Source organism: Pseudoroseicyclus aestuarii (assembly GCF_003217255.1).
Lineage (GTDB): Bacteria > Pseudomonadota > Alphaproteobacteria > Rhodobacterales > Rhodobacteraceae > Pseudoroseicyclus > Pseudoroseicyclus aestuarii.
On the sequence record NZ_QJTE01000001.1, the window covers coordinates 477190 to 493821 of the forward strand.

The 16632-nt window shown below is 69.1% G+C and carries 14 protein-coding genes; 10 read left to right on the forward strand and 4 right to left on the reverse strand.

The window, feature by feature from the left end; translation table 11 throughout:
- Positions 1–189 precede the first annotated feature (189 nt).
- From hemA to DFP88_RS02245, 5 genes are all read left to right on the forward strand, one after another.
- Positions 190–1413, forward strand: a complete 1224-nt coding sequence (gene hemA / locus DFP88_RS02225; protein ID WP_110812802.1) for a 5-aminolevulinate synthase — start codon at positions 190–192, stop codon at positions 1411–1413.
- 123 nt (positions 1414–1536) lie between these two features.
- Positions 1537–2838, forward strand: a complete 1302-nt coding sequence (locus DFP88_RS02230; RefSeq protein ID WP_110812803.1) for a helix-turn-helix domain-containing protein — start codon at positions 1537–1539, stop codon at positions 2836–2838.
- 45 nt (positions 2839–2883) lie between these two features.
- On the forward strand, positions 2884–4032 hold the full coding sequence (gene ispG / locus DFP88_RS02235; protein ID WP_110812804.1) for a flavodoxin-dependent (E)-4-hydroxy-3-methylbut-2-enyl-diphosphate synthase: 1149 nt from the start codon (positions 2884–2886) through the stop codon (positions 4030–4032).
- Positions 4033–4131: 99 nt separating this feature from the next.
- Entirely contained in the window at positions 4132–4749 is a 618-nt protein-coding gene (locus tag DFP88_RS02240; protein WP_110812805.1) for an SH3 domain-containing protein, read from the forward strand.
- Between the two features lie 137 nt (positions 4750–4886).
- Entirely contained in the window at positions 4887–6062 is a 1176-nt protein-coding gene (locus DFP88_RS02245; protein WP_110812806.1) for an endonuclease/exonuclease/phosphatase family protein, read from the forward strand.
- Between the two features lie 9 nt (positions 6063–6071).
- On the opposite strand, the gene DFP88_RS02250 is transcribed toward DFP88_RS02245, so the two are convergent.
- Positions 6072–6836: a DsbA family protein gene (locus DFP88_RS02250; RefSeq protein WP_110812807.1), complete on the reverse strand. Its 765-nt coding sequence runs from the start codon at positions 6834–6836 to the stop codon at positions 6072–6074.
- 134 nt (positions 6837–6970) lie between these two features.
- Here DFP88_RS02250 and DFP88_RS02255 point away from each other — a divergent pair, with 134 nt between their 5' ends.
- The 5 genes from DFP88_RS02255 (at position 6971) to DFP88_RS02275 (ending at position 13940) form a co-directional block, all read left to right on the forward strand.
- Positions 6971–8104, forward strand: coding sequence for a pyridoxal phosphate-dependent aminotransferase (locus DFP88_RS02255; RefSeq protein WP_110812808.1), 1134 nt, complete (start codon positions 6971–6973; stop codon positions 8102–8104).
- A complete protein-coding gene (locus tag DFP88_RS02260) occupies positions 8104–9306 on the forward strand; it encodes an N-acetylmuramoyl-L-alanine amidase (protein ID WP_110812809.1) in 1203 nt (400 codons plus the stop codon). The genes DFP88_RS02255 and DFP88_RS02260 overlap by 1 nt, the downstream gene beginning before the upstream one ends.
- A 134-nt stretch (positions 9307–9440) precedes the next feature.
- The gene (locus DFP88_RS02265; protein ID WP_110812810.1) at positions 9441–11966 is read left to right on the forward strand and encodes a penicillin-binding protein 1A; all 2526 of its coding nucleotides are present in this window, start codon (positions 9441–9443) and stop codon (positions 11964–11966) included.
- Positions 11967–12215: 249 nt separating this feature from the next.
- Positions 12216–13340, forward strand: a complete 1125-nt coding sequence (prfB, locus tag DFP88_RS02270; protein WP_110812811.1) for a peptide chain release factor 2 — start codon at positions 12216–12218, stop codon at positions 13338–13340.
- A 72-nt stretch (positions 13341–13412) separates the two neighbouring features.
- Positions 13413–13940 (forward strand): DUF3291 domain-containing protein, encoded by a 528-nt coding sequence (locus DFP88_RS02275; RefSeq protein WP_110812812.1) that lies wholly within the window; start codon positions 13413–13415, stop codon positions 13938–13940.
- A gap of 140 nt (positions 13941–14080) precedes the next feature.
- On the opposite strand, the gene DFP88_RS02280 is transcribed toward DFP88_RS02275, so the two are convergent.
- The 3 genes from DFP88_RS02280 to bcp form a co-directional block, all read right to left on the reverse strand.
- On the reverse strand, positions 14081–14590 hold the full coding sequence (locus DFP88_RS02280) for a bactofilin family protein (RefSeq protein ID WP_110812813.1): 510 nt from the start codon (positions 14588–14590) through the stop codon (positions 14081–14083).
- Positions 14580–15887, reverse strand: coding sequence for a M23 family metallopeptidase (locus DFP88_RS02285; RefSeq protein WP_245904638.1), 1308 nt, complete (start codon positions 15885–15887; stop codon positions 14580–14582). Before DFP88_RS02285 ends, DFP88_RS02280 begins: the two co-directional genes overlap by 11 nt.
- 203 nt (positions 15888–16090) lie before the next feature.
- A complete protein-coding gene (gene bcp / locus DFP88_RS02290; RefSeq protein WP_110812815.1) occupies positions 16091–16570 on the reverse strand; it encodes a thioredoxin-dependent thiol peroxidase in 480 nt (159 codons plus the stop codon).
- Between the last annotated feature and the right edge of the window lie 62 nt (positions 16571–16632).

Sequence of the window (16632 nt, forward strand, 5' to 3'; positions counted from 1 at the left end):
TAGGGGGGCCAGCGGCGGTGTCCAGACGCCGCTTCGCAGGGGCGCCGCGGGGCGTTCCGGCGAATGCGACATTTTGTGGCGTGTTGCTCCGGCGGGCGGCTGTCTATAACACCGGGACTGCAAGACCCGGCGGCGCGCCGGGACCGCCAGCTGCCCCCGAAGGGCACGCCAGAAGACAAGGACAGCGCCGTGGACTACAACGCCCAGCTAGATGCCGCGCTCGAGCGGCTTCACGCCGAGGGCCGGTATCGGACCTTCATCGACATCGCGCGCAAGCAGGGACAGTTCCCGCACGCCACCTGGCACCGCTCTGACGGGACCCAGCGGCCGGTGACGGTCTGGTGCGGCAACGATTACCTCGGCATGGGCCAGCATCCGGCGGTCCTCGAGGCGATGCACGAGGCGGTCGATGCCGTCGGCGCCGGATCGGGCGGGACGCGCAACATCTCGGGCACCACGGTCTATCACAACCGGCTCGAGGCCGAGCTTGCGGATCTGCACGGCAAGGAAGCGGCGCTGCTGTTCACCAGCGCTTACATCGCCAATGACGCCGCGCTCTCGACCCTGCCGAAGCTGTTTCCGGGGCTGATCATCTATTCGGACGCCCTCAACCACGCCAGCATGATCGAGGGCATTCGCCGCAACGGCGGCGCCAAGCGCGTCTTCCGCCACAACGACGTGGAGCATCTGCGCGCCCTGCTCGAGGCGGACGATCCCGCGGCGCCCAAGCTGATCGCCTTCGAGAGCGTCTATTCGATGGACGGCGATTTCGGCCCGATCGAGGCGCTGTGCGACCTGGCCGAGGAATTCGGCGCGATGACCTACCTCGACGAGGTGCACGCCGTGGGCATGTACGGCCCGCGCGGCGGCGGCGTGAGCGAGCGGGATCGCCTGGCGCACCGGATCGACATGATCAACGGCACGCTCGGCAAGGCCTACGGCGTGCACGGCGGCTATGTCGCCGCCAGCGCACGCATGGTCGATGCAATCCGCTCCTATGCGCCCGGCTTCATCTTCACCACTTCGCTGCCGCCCGCCGTTGCGGCGGGGGCCGCGGCCAGCGTCGCGCATCTGAAGACCGATTCTGCCCTGCGCGAGCGGCACCAGACGCAGGCGAGCATCCTCAAGACCCGGCTCAAGGGGCTGGGTCTGCCGATCATCGATCACGGCAGCCATATCGTGCCGCTGATCGTCGGGGATCCCAAGCATACCAAGCTGATATCGGACATGCTGCTGGAAGATCACGGCATCTACGTGCAGCCGATCAATTATCCGACAGTGCCCCGCGGCACCGAGCGGCTGCGATTTACGCCCTCTCCCGTGCACGGTCCGCGTGAAATGGACGCACTGGTTCATGCCCTTGATGCGCTATGGTCGCATTGTGCGCTGAATCGCGCTGAACTGGCGGGGTGACTCGCTTTCTGCGGTCGCAGGTCTCCTTCCGCTGTGTTAAATCGGGCCTAAGCGTGCTTCGGGATTCGTCCGGGACGGGACGGGCCGGCACGCTTCGGCACAGGGCAGCTACGGGACGTCGCGATGATCGGGCGAGGCTTCAGGCACGGGAATGATGCCGAAGAGGTGAGCGCTGATGCCAGAGGGTTCGACGATTTCGAGCTGAAGCTCGGCGACATGATGCGCGGTGAGCGGGCGACCATGGGCAAGAGCCTGCTGGACGTCCAGCGCGAGCTGAAGATCAAGGCCGCCTATATCGCGGCCATCGAGAATTCCGATCCCACGGCTTTCGATACCCCCGGTTTCATCGCCGGCTACGTCCGCTCCTACGCCCGCTATCTCGACATGGACCCGGACGAGGCCTTTCGCGTCTTCTGCCGTGAAAGCGGTTTCGTCACGGCGCATGGCATGTCCGCCGCCGCCTCGGCCGTGCGGCCGTCGCGCGACGCGCAGGTCAGCTACAGCGCCATGGGGCGCGACATCTTCACCGACAGCGCGACCCCCTTCATCCCCGCCGGAGAGCGCCTGCTCTCGGGGATCGAGCCGCGGGCCGTCGGCTCCATCCTCGTGCTGGCGGCGCTGATCGGCGGGCTGGGCTACGGCGGCTGGACGCTGCTGCAGGAGGTGCAGAAGGTCACCCTCGCGCCGGTCGATCAGCCGCCCACCGTCGTGGCCGATGTCGATCCGCTCGCCGGCAATGCGCAGCGGGGCGAGGGCGCCCTTCAGATGGCCGAGGCGCAGCCCGCCTCGCCCGAGTTGCTGGACCGCCTCTACCGGCCCGAGGCGCTGGACGTGCCGGTCATGGTGGCCCGCGACGGCCCGATCTCGACGCTTAGCCCGCGTCTCGTGGCGCAGGCCCCGCAGGAGCCGGTGGTCGAGCCGCCGATGCCCGGCCCGATGGTCGCCGGCATGGACCAGCTGCCGCGCAATCCGCCGCTGCTGCCCGCGGTCGCGCAGGGGCAGGAGGGGGTCGACGCCGTCCTCGCCGGCGTGATCGGCAATCCGGCCCTGACGCCGCAGGCCGGCAGCGTGCAGGTCACCGCCGATGGGCGGCCCGGCCTGTCCCTCGTCGCGGTGCGGGACGCTTGGGTGCGTGTGCGCAGCTCGGACGGGACGACGCTTTACGAGGCGACGATGCACAAGGGCGATACCTGGCAGGTGCCGGCGCTGGAGCAGGCGCCGACGATCCGCGTCGGCGACAGCGGCGCGCTCTACTTCCAGGTCGCCGGAACGCATTACGGCCCGATCGGTGATCGCGGTGCGGTGACTTCGGATCTGGCACTGTCGGTGGACAATCTGACCGCAAGCTACCAAGTAGCGGACATGAGCCAAGACAGCGACCTGCAGCAGATCGTCAACATCGCGCAGGCCGACCTGACAGAATAGGGCGCCCGCTCTCCGCGCGCGTCCCCGCGATACCGGAGCAATACCATGTCCCTCGGAGCCGTTCGTCCCTGGCGCACCATCGAGCGTCGGCCATCGCGCAAGATCATGGTCGGCTCCGTCCCCGTGGGGGGCGATGCGCCGATCAGCGTGCAGACGATGACCAACACGCTGACCACCGATATCCCCGGCACGATCGCGCAGGTGCAGGCCGCCGCCGATGCCGGCGCCGACATCGTCCGCGTCTCTGTCCCCGACGAGGCGAGCAGCGCCGCCCTGCACGAGATCGTGCGCGAGAGCCCGGTGCCGATCGTTGCGGACATCCACTTCCACTACAAGCGCGCCATCGAGGCCGCGCAGGCCGGCGCCGCCTGCCTGCGGATCAACCCCGGCAACATCGGCGATGCCCGCCGCGTGGCCGAGGTCGTGCAGGCGGCCAAGGATTACGGCTGCTCGATCCGCGTCGGCGTCAATGCCGGCAGCCTCGAGCGGCACCTGCTGGAGAAATACGGAGAGCCGTGCCCCGAGGCGATGACGGAAAGCGCGCTCGATCACATCCGCATCCTGCAGGACCACGACTTCCACGAGTTCAAGATCAGCGTGAAGGCCTCTGACGTCTTCCTCGCCGCCGCGGCCTACCAGCAGATCGCCGAGGCCACCGATGCGCCCATCCACCTCGGCATCACCGAGGCGGGGGGGCTGACCACCGGCACGATCAAGAGCGCGATCGGCATGGGCAACCTGCTGTGGATGGGCATCGGCGACACGCTGCGCGTCAGCCTCAGCGCCGATCCTGTCGAAGAGGTGAAGGTCGGATTCGAGATCCTCAAGGCGCTCGGCCTGCGGCACCGGGGCGTCAACATCATCTCCTGCCCCTCCTGCGCGCGTCAGGGCTTCGACGTCATTAAGACGGTCGAGGCGCTCGAGCAGCGGCTGGAGCATGTGAAGACGCCGATGAGCCTGTCGATCATCGGCTGCGTGGTGAACGGCCCCGGCGAGGCGCTGCTGACCGATGTCGGTTTCACCGGCGGCGGCGCGGGCAACGGCATGGTCTATCTCGCCGGCAAGCAGTCGCACCGCATGTCCAATGACCAGATGATCGACCACATCGTTGAGCAGGTGGAAAAGAAGGCCGAGCAGATCGAGGCCGACCGCGCCGCCGAGGCGCAGGCAAAGGACAGTGTCGCTGCGGAATGATGCCGATGCCCCCGGCCCGAGGGATCGGGCGGGGGTGGTCGGGCGTTTGCTCTTCAATACAGCGCCGGCACCAGGTCGGCGCATGATTGGAGAGACATCATGTTCCGCAAGACTGTCGCCACCGCCGCCCTGCTGACGGGCAGCCTGCTCGCCGTTCCCGCGCTCGCTCAGACCGTGACCAGCGCAACGGCGACCACCGATCTCAACATCCGCTCCGGCGCCGGCGTCGGCTACGACGTGGTCGGCTTCATCCCCAACGGCGAGACCGCCGACCTCATGGGCTGCACCGAGGGCAGCACCTGGTGCGAAGTCACCTATGACGGCACCACGGGCTGGGCCTCCGGCGGCTATCTCTCGGCCGAGGCCGAAGGATCGCCGACGGTGATCTACCAGAACGAGGCCGGCCTCGACATCGCGACCGTGACCTACGACCCCGAGCTGCCCGATGGCGCGGTCACCGTGAACGGCGCGCTCGTCTCGCCCGGTGACGGCACGACCGACGGCACCAGCGTCGAGTTCGAGAACGGCGAGCTGACCTATGTCAACGACAACCCCATCGATCCGATCTACCTCGAGGGTGAGGTGGTGATCGGGGCCGGCGTGCCCGAGGACGTGGTGCTGACGCCGATTCCGGACAGCGACTACAGCTATGCCAACGTCAACAGGCAGCAGGTCGTCGTCGGGCCGGAGCGCAACATCGTTTACGTCGGGCGTTAAGTCCCGGCAAACCAGCCATTTTCTTTTGGGAACGGCCGCCTTGTGGCGGCCGTTTTCATTTGGTCGCAGAATCGCGGTAAGGTTGGGTCGTACCCGCTGCTGCTGCCCGCCCGCCGCGCCCAGACCCGAAAGAGCCCATGACCCTGACCGTCGTCACCTATTGCCTTCTCGCGCTGTCGATCCTTCTGGCGGTCGTCACCTTCCTGCCGCTGTCGAAATCGCCGCGCTGGTGGGTTCGTGCCTCGGAGTTCCCGCGCATGCAGGTCGCGGTGATCGCGATCCCGCTCCTTGTCGCCACGGTCTGGATGGCCTTCGCCGGCTACGGCCAGACCTACATAGACTGGCTGGCCGCGGCGATCACCGCCGTCAGCCTCGGCGCGCAGGCGATCTGGTGCGTGCCCTACACGCCGCTCATGCCGCGTGAGATGAAGCGGGCGCCGGAGGGGCCGGGAACGGTCAGCTTCCTCGCCTCGAACGTGCTGATGCAGAACGAGCGCAAGGAGGACGTCGCAAACGAGATCCGGCGCCTCGATCCGGACGTCGTGCTGCTGATGGAGACCGACCAGGCCTGGATCGACGCGATGGAGCCGGCGCTTGCGGGCTACGACTTCATCCTGCGCTACCCGCTGGACAACTGCTACGGCATGGTGCTGGCCACGCGGCTCAAGGTCGAGACGGCGCAGTTCGTCCTGATGACCGAGGATGACACGCCGACCGCCTTTGCCCGCCTGCGGACCCCGGACGGTACGGCCTTCCGCTTCATCGGGTTGCATCCCGTCCCGCCCGTGCCGGGGCAGGACACCATGACCCGCGACGCCGAGGTGCTTTATGCCGCGCGCTATGCGGGCGACAGCGACGAGCCTGTCGTCGCCATGGGCGATTTCAACACCGTCGCATGGTCCCGCGCGGCGCATCAGTTCAAGCAGGGCGGCGGGTTCCTCGACGCGCGGATCGGGCGCGGGCCGATGCCCAGCTTTGATGCGCGGCGCTGGTGGATGCGCCTGCCGATTGACCAGTTCTACCTGACGCAGCAGGCCGCCATGGTCTCCTACGAGCGCGGGCGCTTCGTCGGCTCGGACCACTTCCCGATGTTCGCCCGCGTCCGCTTCGATGCCGAGATCGCGAAAGGCCTGAACAGGGAGATCCTGCCGGTTCCCGATCATGTCGAGCGCGATATCCGCGAGCTGGTGGAAACCCATGACGCCCGGCTCGAACGCCACCATGGCGCCAAGCGCATCATCGCCGGAGAGGACACCCGGCCCCGGCAGACGGCCGAGGATATCACCCGCGATCCCGAGGGGACGGAAAGCTAGGCCCGCGCCTCAGTCCTCGCGCGTCTGGTCCACCAGCGCCTGCATCTGGCCCAGCGGCAGGTAGCCACCGATCAGCTGATCGCCCATGATGAAGCTGGGCGTGCCGTTGATCTGCAGGGCCTGCCCAAGGGCGTAGTTCGCCTCGATCACCTCGGTGACCTCGTCGCCGGTCATCGCCTCGAGGATCGGCGCGGGATCGAGGTCCAGCGCCTCGGCCAGCTGCGACAGGCTCGCCTCGCCGACATCGCCGCGCATCGTCAGCAGGGCGTCATGCGTGTCCTTGTAGGCCTCGTCCCCATGCAGTTGCCGCACCGCGATGGCAAAGCGCGAGGCAAGGACCGATTGCTCGCCCAGGATCGGGAATTCCTTGAGCACGAGGCGGATGTCGCCGTCGGTCTCGACCAGTTCCTCGATCTCGGGGAAGGCGCGGCGGCAGTAGCCGCAGCGATAGTCGAAGAATTCGACCAGCGTGACGTCCCCCTCGGGGTTGCCGCCGGTCCAGTCGGTCTCGCTGGCGTAGATCGCATTGGCGTTCGAGGCGATGGCATCGCCGACGGCCTGCGCCTGGGCCTGCGTCTGCCGGTCCTCGAGGGTGGAGATCGCCTCCATCAGCACCTCGGGGTTCTCCAGCAGATAGGTGCGGACCTCGGCGCCGAAAGCCTCGCGCTCGGCACTGCTCATGCCCTCGAAGTCCATCTGCTGCGCCGCGGCGGGCAGGGGCGCTGCCCCGGCAATCGCGAGGGCGAGGGCGGTCAGGCTGGTGCGGATGCGCATGGCGGTCTCCCTGTGGCCGGTGCGGGTCACAGAGCACAATCGCGGCAGGCTGCCAAGGCCCGCATTGACCGCGGGCGCGCGGGGCGAAACAAGGGCAGCAAGCCCGAGATTGCCGCCCATACAAGGAGAATCCGATGCGCAGATCGCGCCGAAGCGAGGTCGATCCCTTCATCGTGATGGACGTGATGGAAGCCGCGCGCCGCGAAGAGGAGGGCGGCCGCAGCATCGTGCACATGGAAGTGGGCCAGCCCGGCAGCGGCGCGCCGAAGGCCGCGCTCGAAAGGCTGGAGGCGGACATGCGCGCGGGCCCGCTGGGCTATACCGTCGCTCTCGGCCTGCCCGAACTGCGCGCCCGCATCGCCCGCCACTATGGCGAGTGGTACGGCGTCGACATCGATCCCGCGCGGGTGATCGTCACTTCCGGCGCCTCGGGGGCCTTCCTGCTCAGCTTCTCGGCGCTTTTCGACGAAGGGGCGCGGGTCGGGCTGGGGGAGCCCTGCTACCCCTCCTACAGGCAGATCCTGACGGCGCTGGGGCTGCAGCCCGTGGCGATCCCCACGACGCTCGAGGCGCGGATGCAGCCGCGCCCCGAGGATGTCGCCGGCCTCGACGGGCTGATCGCCGCCTCGCCGGGCAATCCCACCGGCACCATGCTGGGGCGAGAGGAGCTTTCGGCCCTCGCGCAGGCCTGCGAGGCGGCGGATGCGGCGCTGATCTCGGACGAGATCTACCACGGCATCGGCGCCCGCGGGACCAGCGCGCTCGAGGTGACGGACGAGGTCCATGTCATCGGCTCCTTCTCCAAGTACTTCTCGATGACCGGCTGGCGTGTCGGCTGGATGGTGGTGCCCGAGGCGCAGGTCCGCATGGTCGAGCGGCTGGCGCAGAACCTCTTCATCTGCCCGCCCCATGCCAGCCAGCGCCTTGCCCTGCACGCGATGGACTGCCCCGAGGAGCTGGAGGCGAATGCCGCCACCTATGCCCGCAACAGGGACCTGATGGTCGCGGGGCTGGCCCGCGCCGGCCTGCCGCGCATCGCCCCGCCCGACGGCGCCTTCTACATCTACGCTGATGTCAGCGCCTATACGGAGGACAGCCTCGCCTTCGCGCAGGAGATGCTGCGCGAGGCGGGGGTGGCGGCGACGCCGGGCCTCGATTTCGACAAGGCGCGCGGGCATCGCTGGATGCGCTTTTCCTACGCGCGCGGCACCGAGGAGATCGAAGAGGGGCTGCGGCGGATCGAGGCCTTCCTGAAGGGGCGCGGCTGATGCAGGGGTTGGCGCTCCGCCGTCTTGCCGGGCTGGTGCTGGTGCTGCTGGCGCTGCTGACTGGCGCCGCGCGGGCGCAGGAGTTCTCGGGCCTCGCGCGGCTTGAGCCGGGCGAGAGCCGGATCGCCGACGAGGGGCGGGGCCTCGCGCTCGATCTGGCGCTGGACCAGGCGGTGCCCTGGCGCCTCTACCTGCTGGACGCGCCCCGGCGGCTGGTGGTGGAGCTGTCGGAGCTGGATCTCTCGCCGCTGGAGGAGGGTATCCTTGCGCCGGGGCGGGGAGTCGCGCTGCGGGCCGGGCGCGGCGCGCCGGGCTGGAGCCGGCTGGTGCTCGACCTGGCCGAGCCGCTGCTGATCGAGCAGGCCGAGATGCGCGTCGCGCGCTCCGGCGCGGCCCGGCTGCGCGCCAGCCTGCGTCCCGTGAGCGCCGAGGCCTTCGCCGAGGCCGCCCGCCCGGAGCCGGCGCAGGCGGCACCCGGCCAGCCCGAAAGGCCCGAACCGGGCCCGCTGACCGTGGCGATAGACCCCGGCCACGGCGGCCGCGATCCCGGCGCGCAGCGGGCGGGGCTGTCGGAAAAGGACCTGATGCTCACCCTCGCGCAGGAGCTGGGCGAGGCCATGCGCCGCGCCGGTCTGGGGGTAGTTCTGACGCGCGAGAGCGATGTCTTCGTCCCGCTGGAGGATCGGATCACCCGCGCGCGCGAGGGCGGCGCAGATCTGCTGATCTCGCTCCATGCCGATGCGCTGGAAGAGGACGAGGCCTCCGGCGCCTCGGTCTATACCCTGTCGGCCGCGGGCCGGGACGGCGCCTCCGAGCGGATGGCCGAGCGGCACAACCCGGCGGACCTTCTCAGCGGGCTGGACCTGACGGGGCAGGACGACACGGTCGCCACGGCGCTGATGGATCTGGCGCGGGTGCAGACCTCGCCGCAATCGGCGCGTCTGGCGAATGCCGTCGTCGACGGCCTGCGCGAGGCCGGCGCATCGGTGAACGACCATGCCCACCGCGTGGCGCTGCTCGCGGTGCTGCTGGCGGCCGATATCCCCTCGGTCCTCGTCGAGACGGGCTTCCTCTCCGACCCCGCGGACCGCGCCGCGCTCTCCACTCCGCAGGGGCGCGCGCCGATTGTTGCCGGGATGACGCGCGCGGTGCAGGTCTGGGCGGCAGAGGAGGCCGCGCGGGCACCGCTTCTGCGCCGCTAGATCCGCCTTTCGCCCCGCCTCGCGCCAAGGTGAGCGGGGCGCGGGCCGGGTGCCGCCGATTGCACGGGTTTGTCTTTTGACCGCCAAGCCCCCGCACCCTATAAGCCAGGCACTTCCCTGCCTGGAGATCCCCCTTGCTGCGCTTCGTTCTGTCGTTCTTCGGCGGCATCTTCTCGATGCTGACGCTTGGCCTTGCGATGGGGGCGGTGGCCCTGGGCGCGATCTTCTTCGTCTACGGCCGCGATCTGCCCTCGACCGAGACGCTGTCGAGCTACTCGCCGCCGACGATCAGCCGGATCTACAACGCCGACGGGCGCATCATCGATGAATTCGCCACGCAGCGGCGCCTCTTCACCCAGATCGAGGAGATTCCGCCGCTGGTGCAGCATGCCTTCGTCAGCGCCGAGGACCAGCATTTCTACACCCACCCCGGCTTCGACGTGCGCGGCATGGCGGCGGCCTTTGCCGATGCGGTGCGCACCCGCGGCGCCGACCTGCGCGGCGCCTCGACCATCACGCAGCAGGTGATGAAGAACTTCCTGCTGAACGCCGACCGCACGGTCGAGCGCAAGATCAAGGAGATCATCCTTGCCGTGCGGATCGAGAACGCGCTCGACAAGGATCACATCCTCGAGCTGTACCTGAACGAGATCTTCCTCGGCCAGAACAGCTACGGCGTCACCGCCGCGGCGCAAAGCTACTACAACAAGCCGCTCAGCCAGCTGAGCGCGGGCGAGGCCGCCTATCTCGCGGCGCTGGCGCAGCGGCCCGGCAACCTGCACCCGGTCTACGACCACGAGGACGCGGTGAACCGGCGCAACTACGTGCTGCGGCGGATGTGGGAAGACGGCTGGATCGACGAGGCGACCTATGAGGCGCAGCGCGAGGAGCCGCTCGAGACGGTGCAGGCGGGCGATTACGAGAGCTTCCGCAGCGCCCTGCCGCCGCGCGACTACTTCAGCGACGAGATCCGCCGCCAGCTCTCGGCCGAATTCGGCGAGGAGGAGTTCTTTTCCGGCGGCCTCGCGATCCGCGCCACGGTCGATGCCGACCTGCAGACCGAGGCGGCGCAGGCGCTGCAGGCCGCGCTCGAACGCTACGACCGCCAGCAGGGCAGCTGGCGCGGCACCGGCAAGGCGCTTGAGCCAGAGGCCCTCGAAAGCGAAGAGGCCTGGCGCGCCGCCCTGTCGAGCACCCGCGTGCCGCGCGACATCGCGCTCGATGGGCCCTGGCTGCCGGCGGTGGTGCTGGGCATCGAGGACCAGGTGCTGCGCCTGGGCGTCGAGGGCGTGCCGCTCGAGGGCGGGCCGGACAGCGGCCCCACCGATGTCCCGCGCGAGGACATCGCCTGGCTGCCCGGCGATTTCTTCGAGACCTTCGAGGTCGGCGATGTGGTGATGGTCCGCCGCATGACCTCGGACGAGGACGGCAGCTTCCTCCGCTGGACGCTGCGGCAGGTGCCGCGCGTGCAGGGCGCCTTCATGGCGATGGACGTGAACACCGGCCGCGTTCTGGCGATGCAGGGCGGCTTTTCCTACCAGTACTCGGTCTTCAACCGCGCCACGCAGGCGATGCGGCAGCCCGGCTCCTCCTTCAAGCCCTTCGTCTATGCCTCGGCGCTGGACTCGGGCTTCACCCCCGCCTCGATCGTCGTCGACGCCCCGATCGAGATCAACACGCCGCAGGGCATGTGGCGGCCGATGAACGCTTCGAACCGCTTCTACGGGCCGACGCCGCTGCGCACCGGGATCGAGCAGTCGCGCAACATCATGACGATCCGCCTCGCGCAGGAGGTCGGCATGGACACTGTCGCCCGCTACGCGGAGCGCTTCGGCGTTTACGACGACCTCTCGCCCTTCCTGTCGAACGCGCTCGGCGCGCAGGAGACGACGCTCTACAAGATGGTCGCGGCCTACGCGATGTTCGCCAATGGCGGCGAGCGGGTGGAGCCGACGCTGGTCGACCGGGTGCAGGACCGGAACGGCAATACCGTCTACAGCCACGACACCCGCGCCTGCCTCGATTGCGCGGTGCCCGAATGGCCGCGCGGCGAGGGGCCGCGCATCATGTCGAACCGCGACCGGATCATGAACGACGTCACCGCCTACCAGCTGACCTCGATGATGCAGGGCGTGATCCAGCGCGGCACCGGGCGCGGCATCTCGCTGCCCGTGCCCGTCGCCGGCAAGAGCGGCACGACCAACGACGCCCGCGACGTCTGGTTCATCGGCTTCACCTCGAACATCGTGGCGGGCTGCTACATCGGCTTCGACAACCCGCGCCCGCTGGGCCGCGGCGCCTCGGGCGGGGGCACCTGCGGGCCGGTCTTCCAGACCTTCATGCGCCACGCGGTCGAGCGCTTCGGCGGCAGCGAGTTCCCGGTGCCGCAGGGCTGCCGCTTCATCAACATCGACCGCTACACCGGCGCCCGGATGCCCGACGGCGCTTCGGGCGAGAACGTGCAGCGCGAATGCTTCCGCGCCGGGGAAGAGCCGCTCTTCGGCGTGACCTTCGACGGCGGCTTCGCCATGGCCTCCGACCTGCCGCTCTACAACGAGGCGCAGCAGAACACCCGCCAGGTCGAAACCTCGGAGGGCAACACCGTGACCGTCGGCCCCAACGCCAGCTTCGGCACGCTCAGCTCGGGCGGGCTGTACTGAGCGCGCGGGCAGGAGGGGCGCCCGCTCCGCGCGCTACTCCGCCGCGGCTCAGCCAAGCCGCTACCTAAGCGCTTCGCCCGAGGGGGTTGAAGCGGCGATGATTGCGCATCGCGGCCGAAGCGCCGAACGGACCACGGTGGTCGAGGTCTCTGTCGAGACGCCGGCCGGCTGAGCGCCGCGACCTTGTGACGCCCGCCGCAAGAGGCTATCTCGCCCCTCACGCAGCCGACACTCCCTGGAAGGTCCCCCATGCGCGCCGAGACGCAAAGCATCATCGCCGATATCCGCAAGTCGCTGGAGCTTCTGGCCCGGCGCATGGACTGGGATACCGCCAAGCACCGGCTCGAGGAATTCGACGCAAGGGTCGAGGATCCGACGCTCTGGGACGATCCCGCCGCCGCGCAGAAGCTGATGCGCGAGCGTCAGATGCTGGTTGATCGCATCGGCACCTACGAGGGGCTGAGCCGCGAGCTCGAGGACAATGCCGAGCTGATCGAGATGGGCGAGGCCGAGGGCGACGAGGAGGTCGTGACCGAGGCCGAGGCCGCCCTGCGCTCCGTCCACGAGCGCGCCGCCCAGAAGGAGCTCGAGGCGCTGCTCGACGGCGAGGCCGACGGCAACGACACCTTCCTCGAGATCAACGCCGGCGCCGGCGGCACCGAGGCCTGCGACTGGGCGCAGATGCTGCAGCGGATGTATGTCCGCTGGGCCGAGGCGCATGGCTACGAGGTGGAGCTGCAGTCCGAGGAAGCGGGGGGCGAGGCAGGCATCAAGTCCGCCGCATACAAGATCAGCGGCCCCAATGCCTACGGCTGGCTGAAATCCGAGAGCGGCGTGCACCGGCTGGTGCGCATCTCGCCCTTCGGCAAGGGCACGCGAGAGACCTCCTTCGCCTCGATCTGGGTCTACCCGGTCGTCGACGACAACATCGAGATCGAGGTGCCTGCGAACGACATTCGCCTCGACACCTACCGCTCCTCGGGCGCGGGCGGCCAGCACGTCAACACCACCGACTCGGCGGTGCGGATCACCCACCTGCCGACCGGCATCGTCGTCACCAGCTCCGAGAAGTCGCAGCACCAGAACCGTGACATCGCGATGAAGGCGCTGAAATCGCGCCTCTACCAGATGGAGCTCGACCGCCGGAACGCCGAGATCAACGCCCAGCACGAGGCGAAGGGCAGCGCCGGTTGGGGCAACCAGATCCGCTCCTACGTGCTGCAGCCCTACCAGATGGTGAAGGACCTTCGCACCGGGCACGAGACCTCGGACACCGGCGGCGTGCTCGACGGTGATCTCGACGGCTTCATGGCCGCGACCCTCGCCGGGCAGGTCTCGGGCAAGAGCCGCGCCGAGGCCACGGCCGAGGAGTGATCGCCGCCGCCGCTCTGGCCCTTTCCGTAGCGTCGTGCCATCTCGGGGTAGGATGGGACGCAGGAGGCGGCAGTGGCGCTCGCGCTCTATACATTTGGGATGTTCGCGCGGCGGGCCGATGATCCGGCCAATGCCTCCTTCGATGCGCTCAACGGGCCGATCTTCGAGACCGTCGACAGGGCGCCGGGGCTCATCGCCCGCTCGGGCTATGCCTCCGATCCCGGTCCCGACCCCTGGGGCTCGGAGATCTACCCCCGCTTCTACGAGGAACGCGGCGACGGCTGGTCACCGGCCACGCTCTCGCTCTGGCAGGACCTCGAATCGATCTTCTGCTTCACCTACACCGGCCTGCACCAGGCCGCGCTGCGCCGCGGCCGCGAATGGTTCGAAGAGCCGCGCTGGCCGCCCCTGGTCCTCTGGTGGCACGAGGGGGAGGGGTATCCGCACTGGGCCGAGGGCGCCTCGCGGTTGGAGCGCCTGCACGATCACGGCCCCGGCCCGGCGCACTTCACCTTCCGCGCACCCTTCGGGCCGGACGGGCAGCCGATTGGCCTCAACCGCACGCGTCTCGCGCAGCTCAAGGCCAGCGCCAGCGCCTGACGGCGCGCCCCCCCTCTCTTCTCTTTGAAAATATCCCCGCCGGAGGCCCCGGTCTCCGCCGCCACGCCGCCCGACCTTAAGGCAGATACGAAAAAGGGGCGCCCCATGGCGCCCCGCAAGGATCGATCGTCCGGTCGTGCCTATTCGGCCGCTTCGCTCGGCGTCGGCTTGGGCAGCGTCTTCTGCGCGCCAGAGGTGCTGAGCGGATCTTCCTGGCGCTGGACGGAGCCTTCGAAATGCGCGCCGCTCTCGATCGCGATGGTCTTGTGGATGATGTCGCCCTCGACCCGCGCCGAGGAGGTGAGCCGCACCTTGAGACCGCGCACGCGGCCGATGATCCGGCCGTTGATCACCACGTCGTCGGCGACGAGCTCGCCCTTGACGGTGGCGTTCTCGCCGACGGTCAGCAGGTGGGCGCGGATGTCGCCGTCGATCTGCCCCTCGATCTGCACGTCGCCAGTCGTCTTGATGTTGCCCTTGATGTGCAGGTCCGCCGAGAGCACCGAGGCCGGCGGTTTCGCCTTGGGCGCGCCGCCGCCATAGGCGGGCGCAGGCGCGGGCGAGGCGGGCTTTCCGGCGGTTTCGGGCACGGGCTGACCCCCTTCGGCTGCTTTCGGTCCGGGCTCGTTGATCTTGCTCTTAGAAAACATCTTGTCCAGCTCGTATGTAGGTCATCGGGTTGACGGGAGTGCCCCCGACTCGGACCTCGTAATGCAGGTGCGGTCCGGTAGAGCGTCCGGTACTTCCCATATCACCGATATGGTCCCCGCGCGAGACCCTTTGCCCGACCTGAACGTCGATCTCGCTCAGGTGACCGTAGCGGGTTTCGATGCCGAACTCGTGCTGGATCTTGATCAGGCGGCCATAGCCGGAGGCCCAGCCGGCCTGGATGATGACGCCATCGGCGGTGGCGTAGATCGGCGTGCCGGTGGGGGCCGCCATGTCGACGCCCTCGTGCATCCGGCCCCAGCGGCTGCCGAAGGTGCTGGAGATGCGGTAGCGGTCCAGCACCGGCATGCTGAAGGGCGCCTTCTCCGCGGCGATGCGGTAGAGGTTGATGTCGTCCAGCTTGTTCAGGATCGCGTTGGCGCGGTCCGTCACCGGATCGGCGCCGCCGCCCATGGTCGAATAGCTCAGCGGGGTCAGCGGGCCGCCGACGCCGTTGTAGCCGCGGCGCACGGTGCGGATCATGTTGTCGGGATCCATCCCGGCGGCGCGGAACATCTCGTTCAGCGGCTCGACCGAGACTTCCATCGCCTCTTCGAGCTGCTCGAAGATCTCGGCGGTGCGCTCGTTGGTCAGGCGCAGCTCCAGCTGCAGCTCGGCGGCCTGGTCGCCGGCGAGGTCGGCGTCCTGCGCCATGGCGTCGCGCTGCGCGGCGGTCTCGGCCAGCGCGTCGGCAAGGATGTCCAGCTGGGCGAGGGTCGATTCGTCGGCGGCAGCGGCAAGGGCGCCGCCTTCGACGGCATCGAGCTCGGCGATGCGCGCCTCGGCCGTCTCGCGCTCGAGGATGGCGCGGCGCAGCGTGGCCTGCACCACCTCGAGGCCGGTCTCCATCTCGCGGCGGCGATCCTCGGAGCCGAGGAGCTCGCTTTGCATGACCGAGACCTGCTGCAGCGCGGAGGCAAAGCGTTGCTGCGCGGCGGCGGCTTCGGCGGCGCGCATGTCGCGCTCGCTGGCCAGGGCGTTCAGCCGGTCCTCGTAGACCTGGCGATCGCGTTCGGCCTGGGCGCGGACATTGCCGGCGCCGATGTTGTCCATGAGCAGGATCGCCGAGGCGACGATGGTCCAGGCCAGGGTCAGCGACACGCCCGTCCAGGCGATCAGCTGCATGCCGGGCCGGAGCCGGATGAACCGCGTCTCGGAGTCCGACTTCAGGAAAAGCCGCCGTTCCGGAAAGCGCCGTTCAAGCGCGGTGTGCACCATGTGCGTCAGCCGTTTCGGCACGCGTCTGCCCCCATCTTGTTGCACGCAGCCGGGGCGCAGGTCGTCGCCTCAGCCGCAACAGCCTGTTAACCCGGCGGCGCCTCGGCCCGCAACGTGGCTGGCGGAGGCTGGGGGGAAAACGCCGGGAGACGGCATGGAACCGGCAATATCTTGCCGATTCCGGGGTTCGGCGGCGGCAGGAGCCGGGGCCGGGGGCCGCGGCGTCAGATCGCCCTTGCGGCCTCGAGCACCTCCTGCGCATGGCCGGGCACCTTCACCTTGCGCCAGATGCGGGCCAGCCCACCATCGGCCGCGATCAGGAAGGTCGACCTCTCGATGCCCATACTGGTCTTGCCGTACATGTTCTTCTCGACCCAGACGCCGTAGCTTTGACAGACCTCCGCCTCCTCGTCCGCGAGCAGCGTGACCTTCAGGCCGTGCTTGTCGCGAAAGCGCCCGTGCTTGGCCACGCTGTCGCGCGAGACCCCGAGAACGCGGATGCCGGCGGCGGCGAACTCGGCCTGAAGGGCGGTGAAATCCTGCGCCTCGGTCGTGCAGCCCGGCGTGTCGTCGCGGGGGTAGAAGTACAGCACCACCGGCGCGCCGCGCAGCGCCGACAGGGTGACGCTGCCGCCGTCATCGGCGGGAAGGGTGAAATCGGGGGCCTCGTCGCCCGTGGCAAGGGTCTCGGCGGTCTGTGGCATGGGTCCGTCTCCTTGGTGTGTATGGCCGATCCGGCTTCTCCGATTTAGTCTGCCCCGGTCCG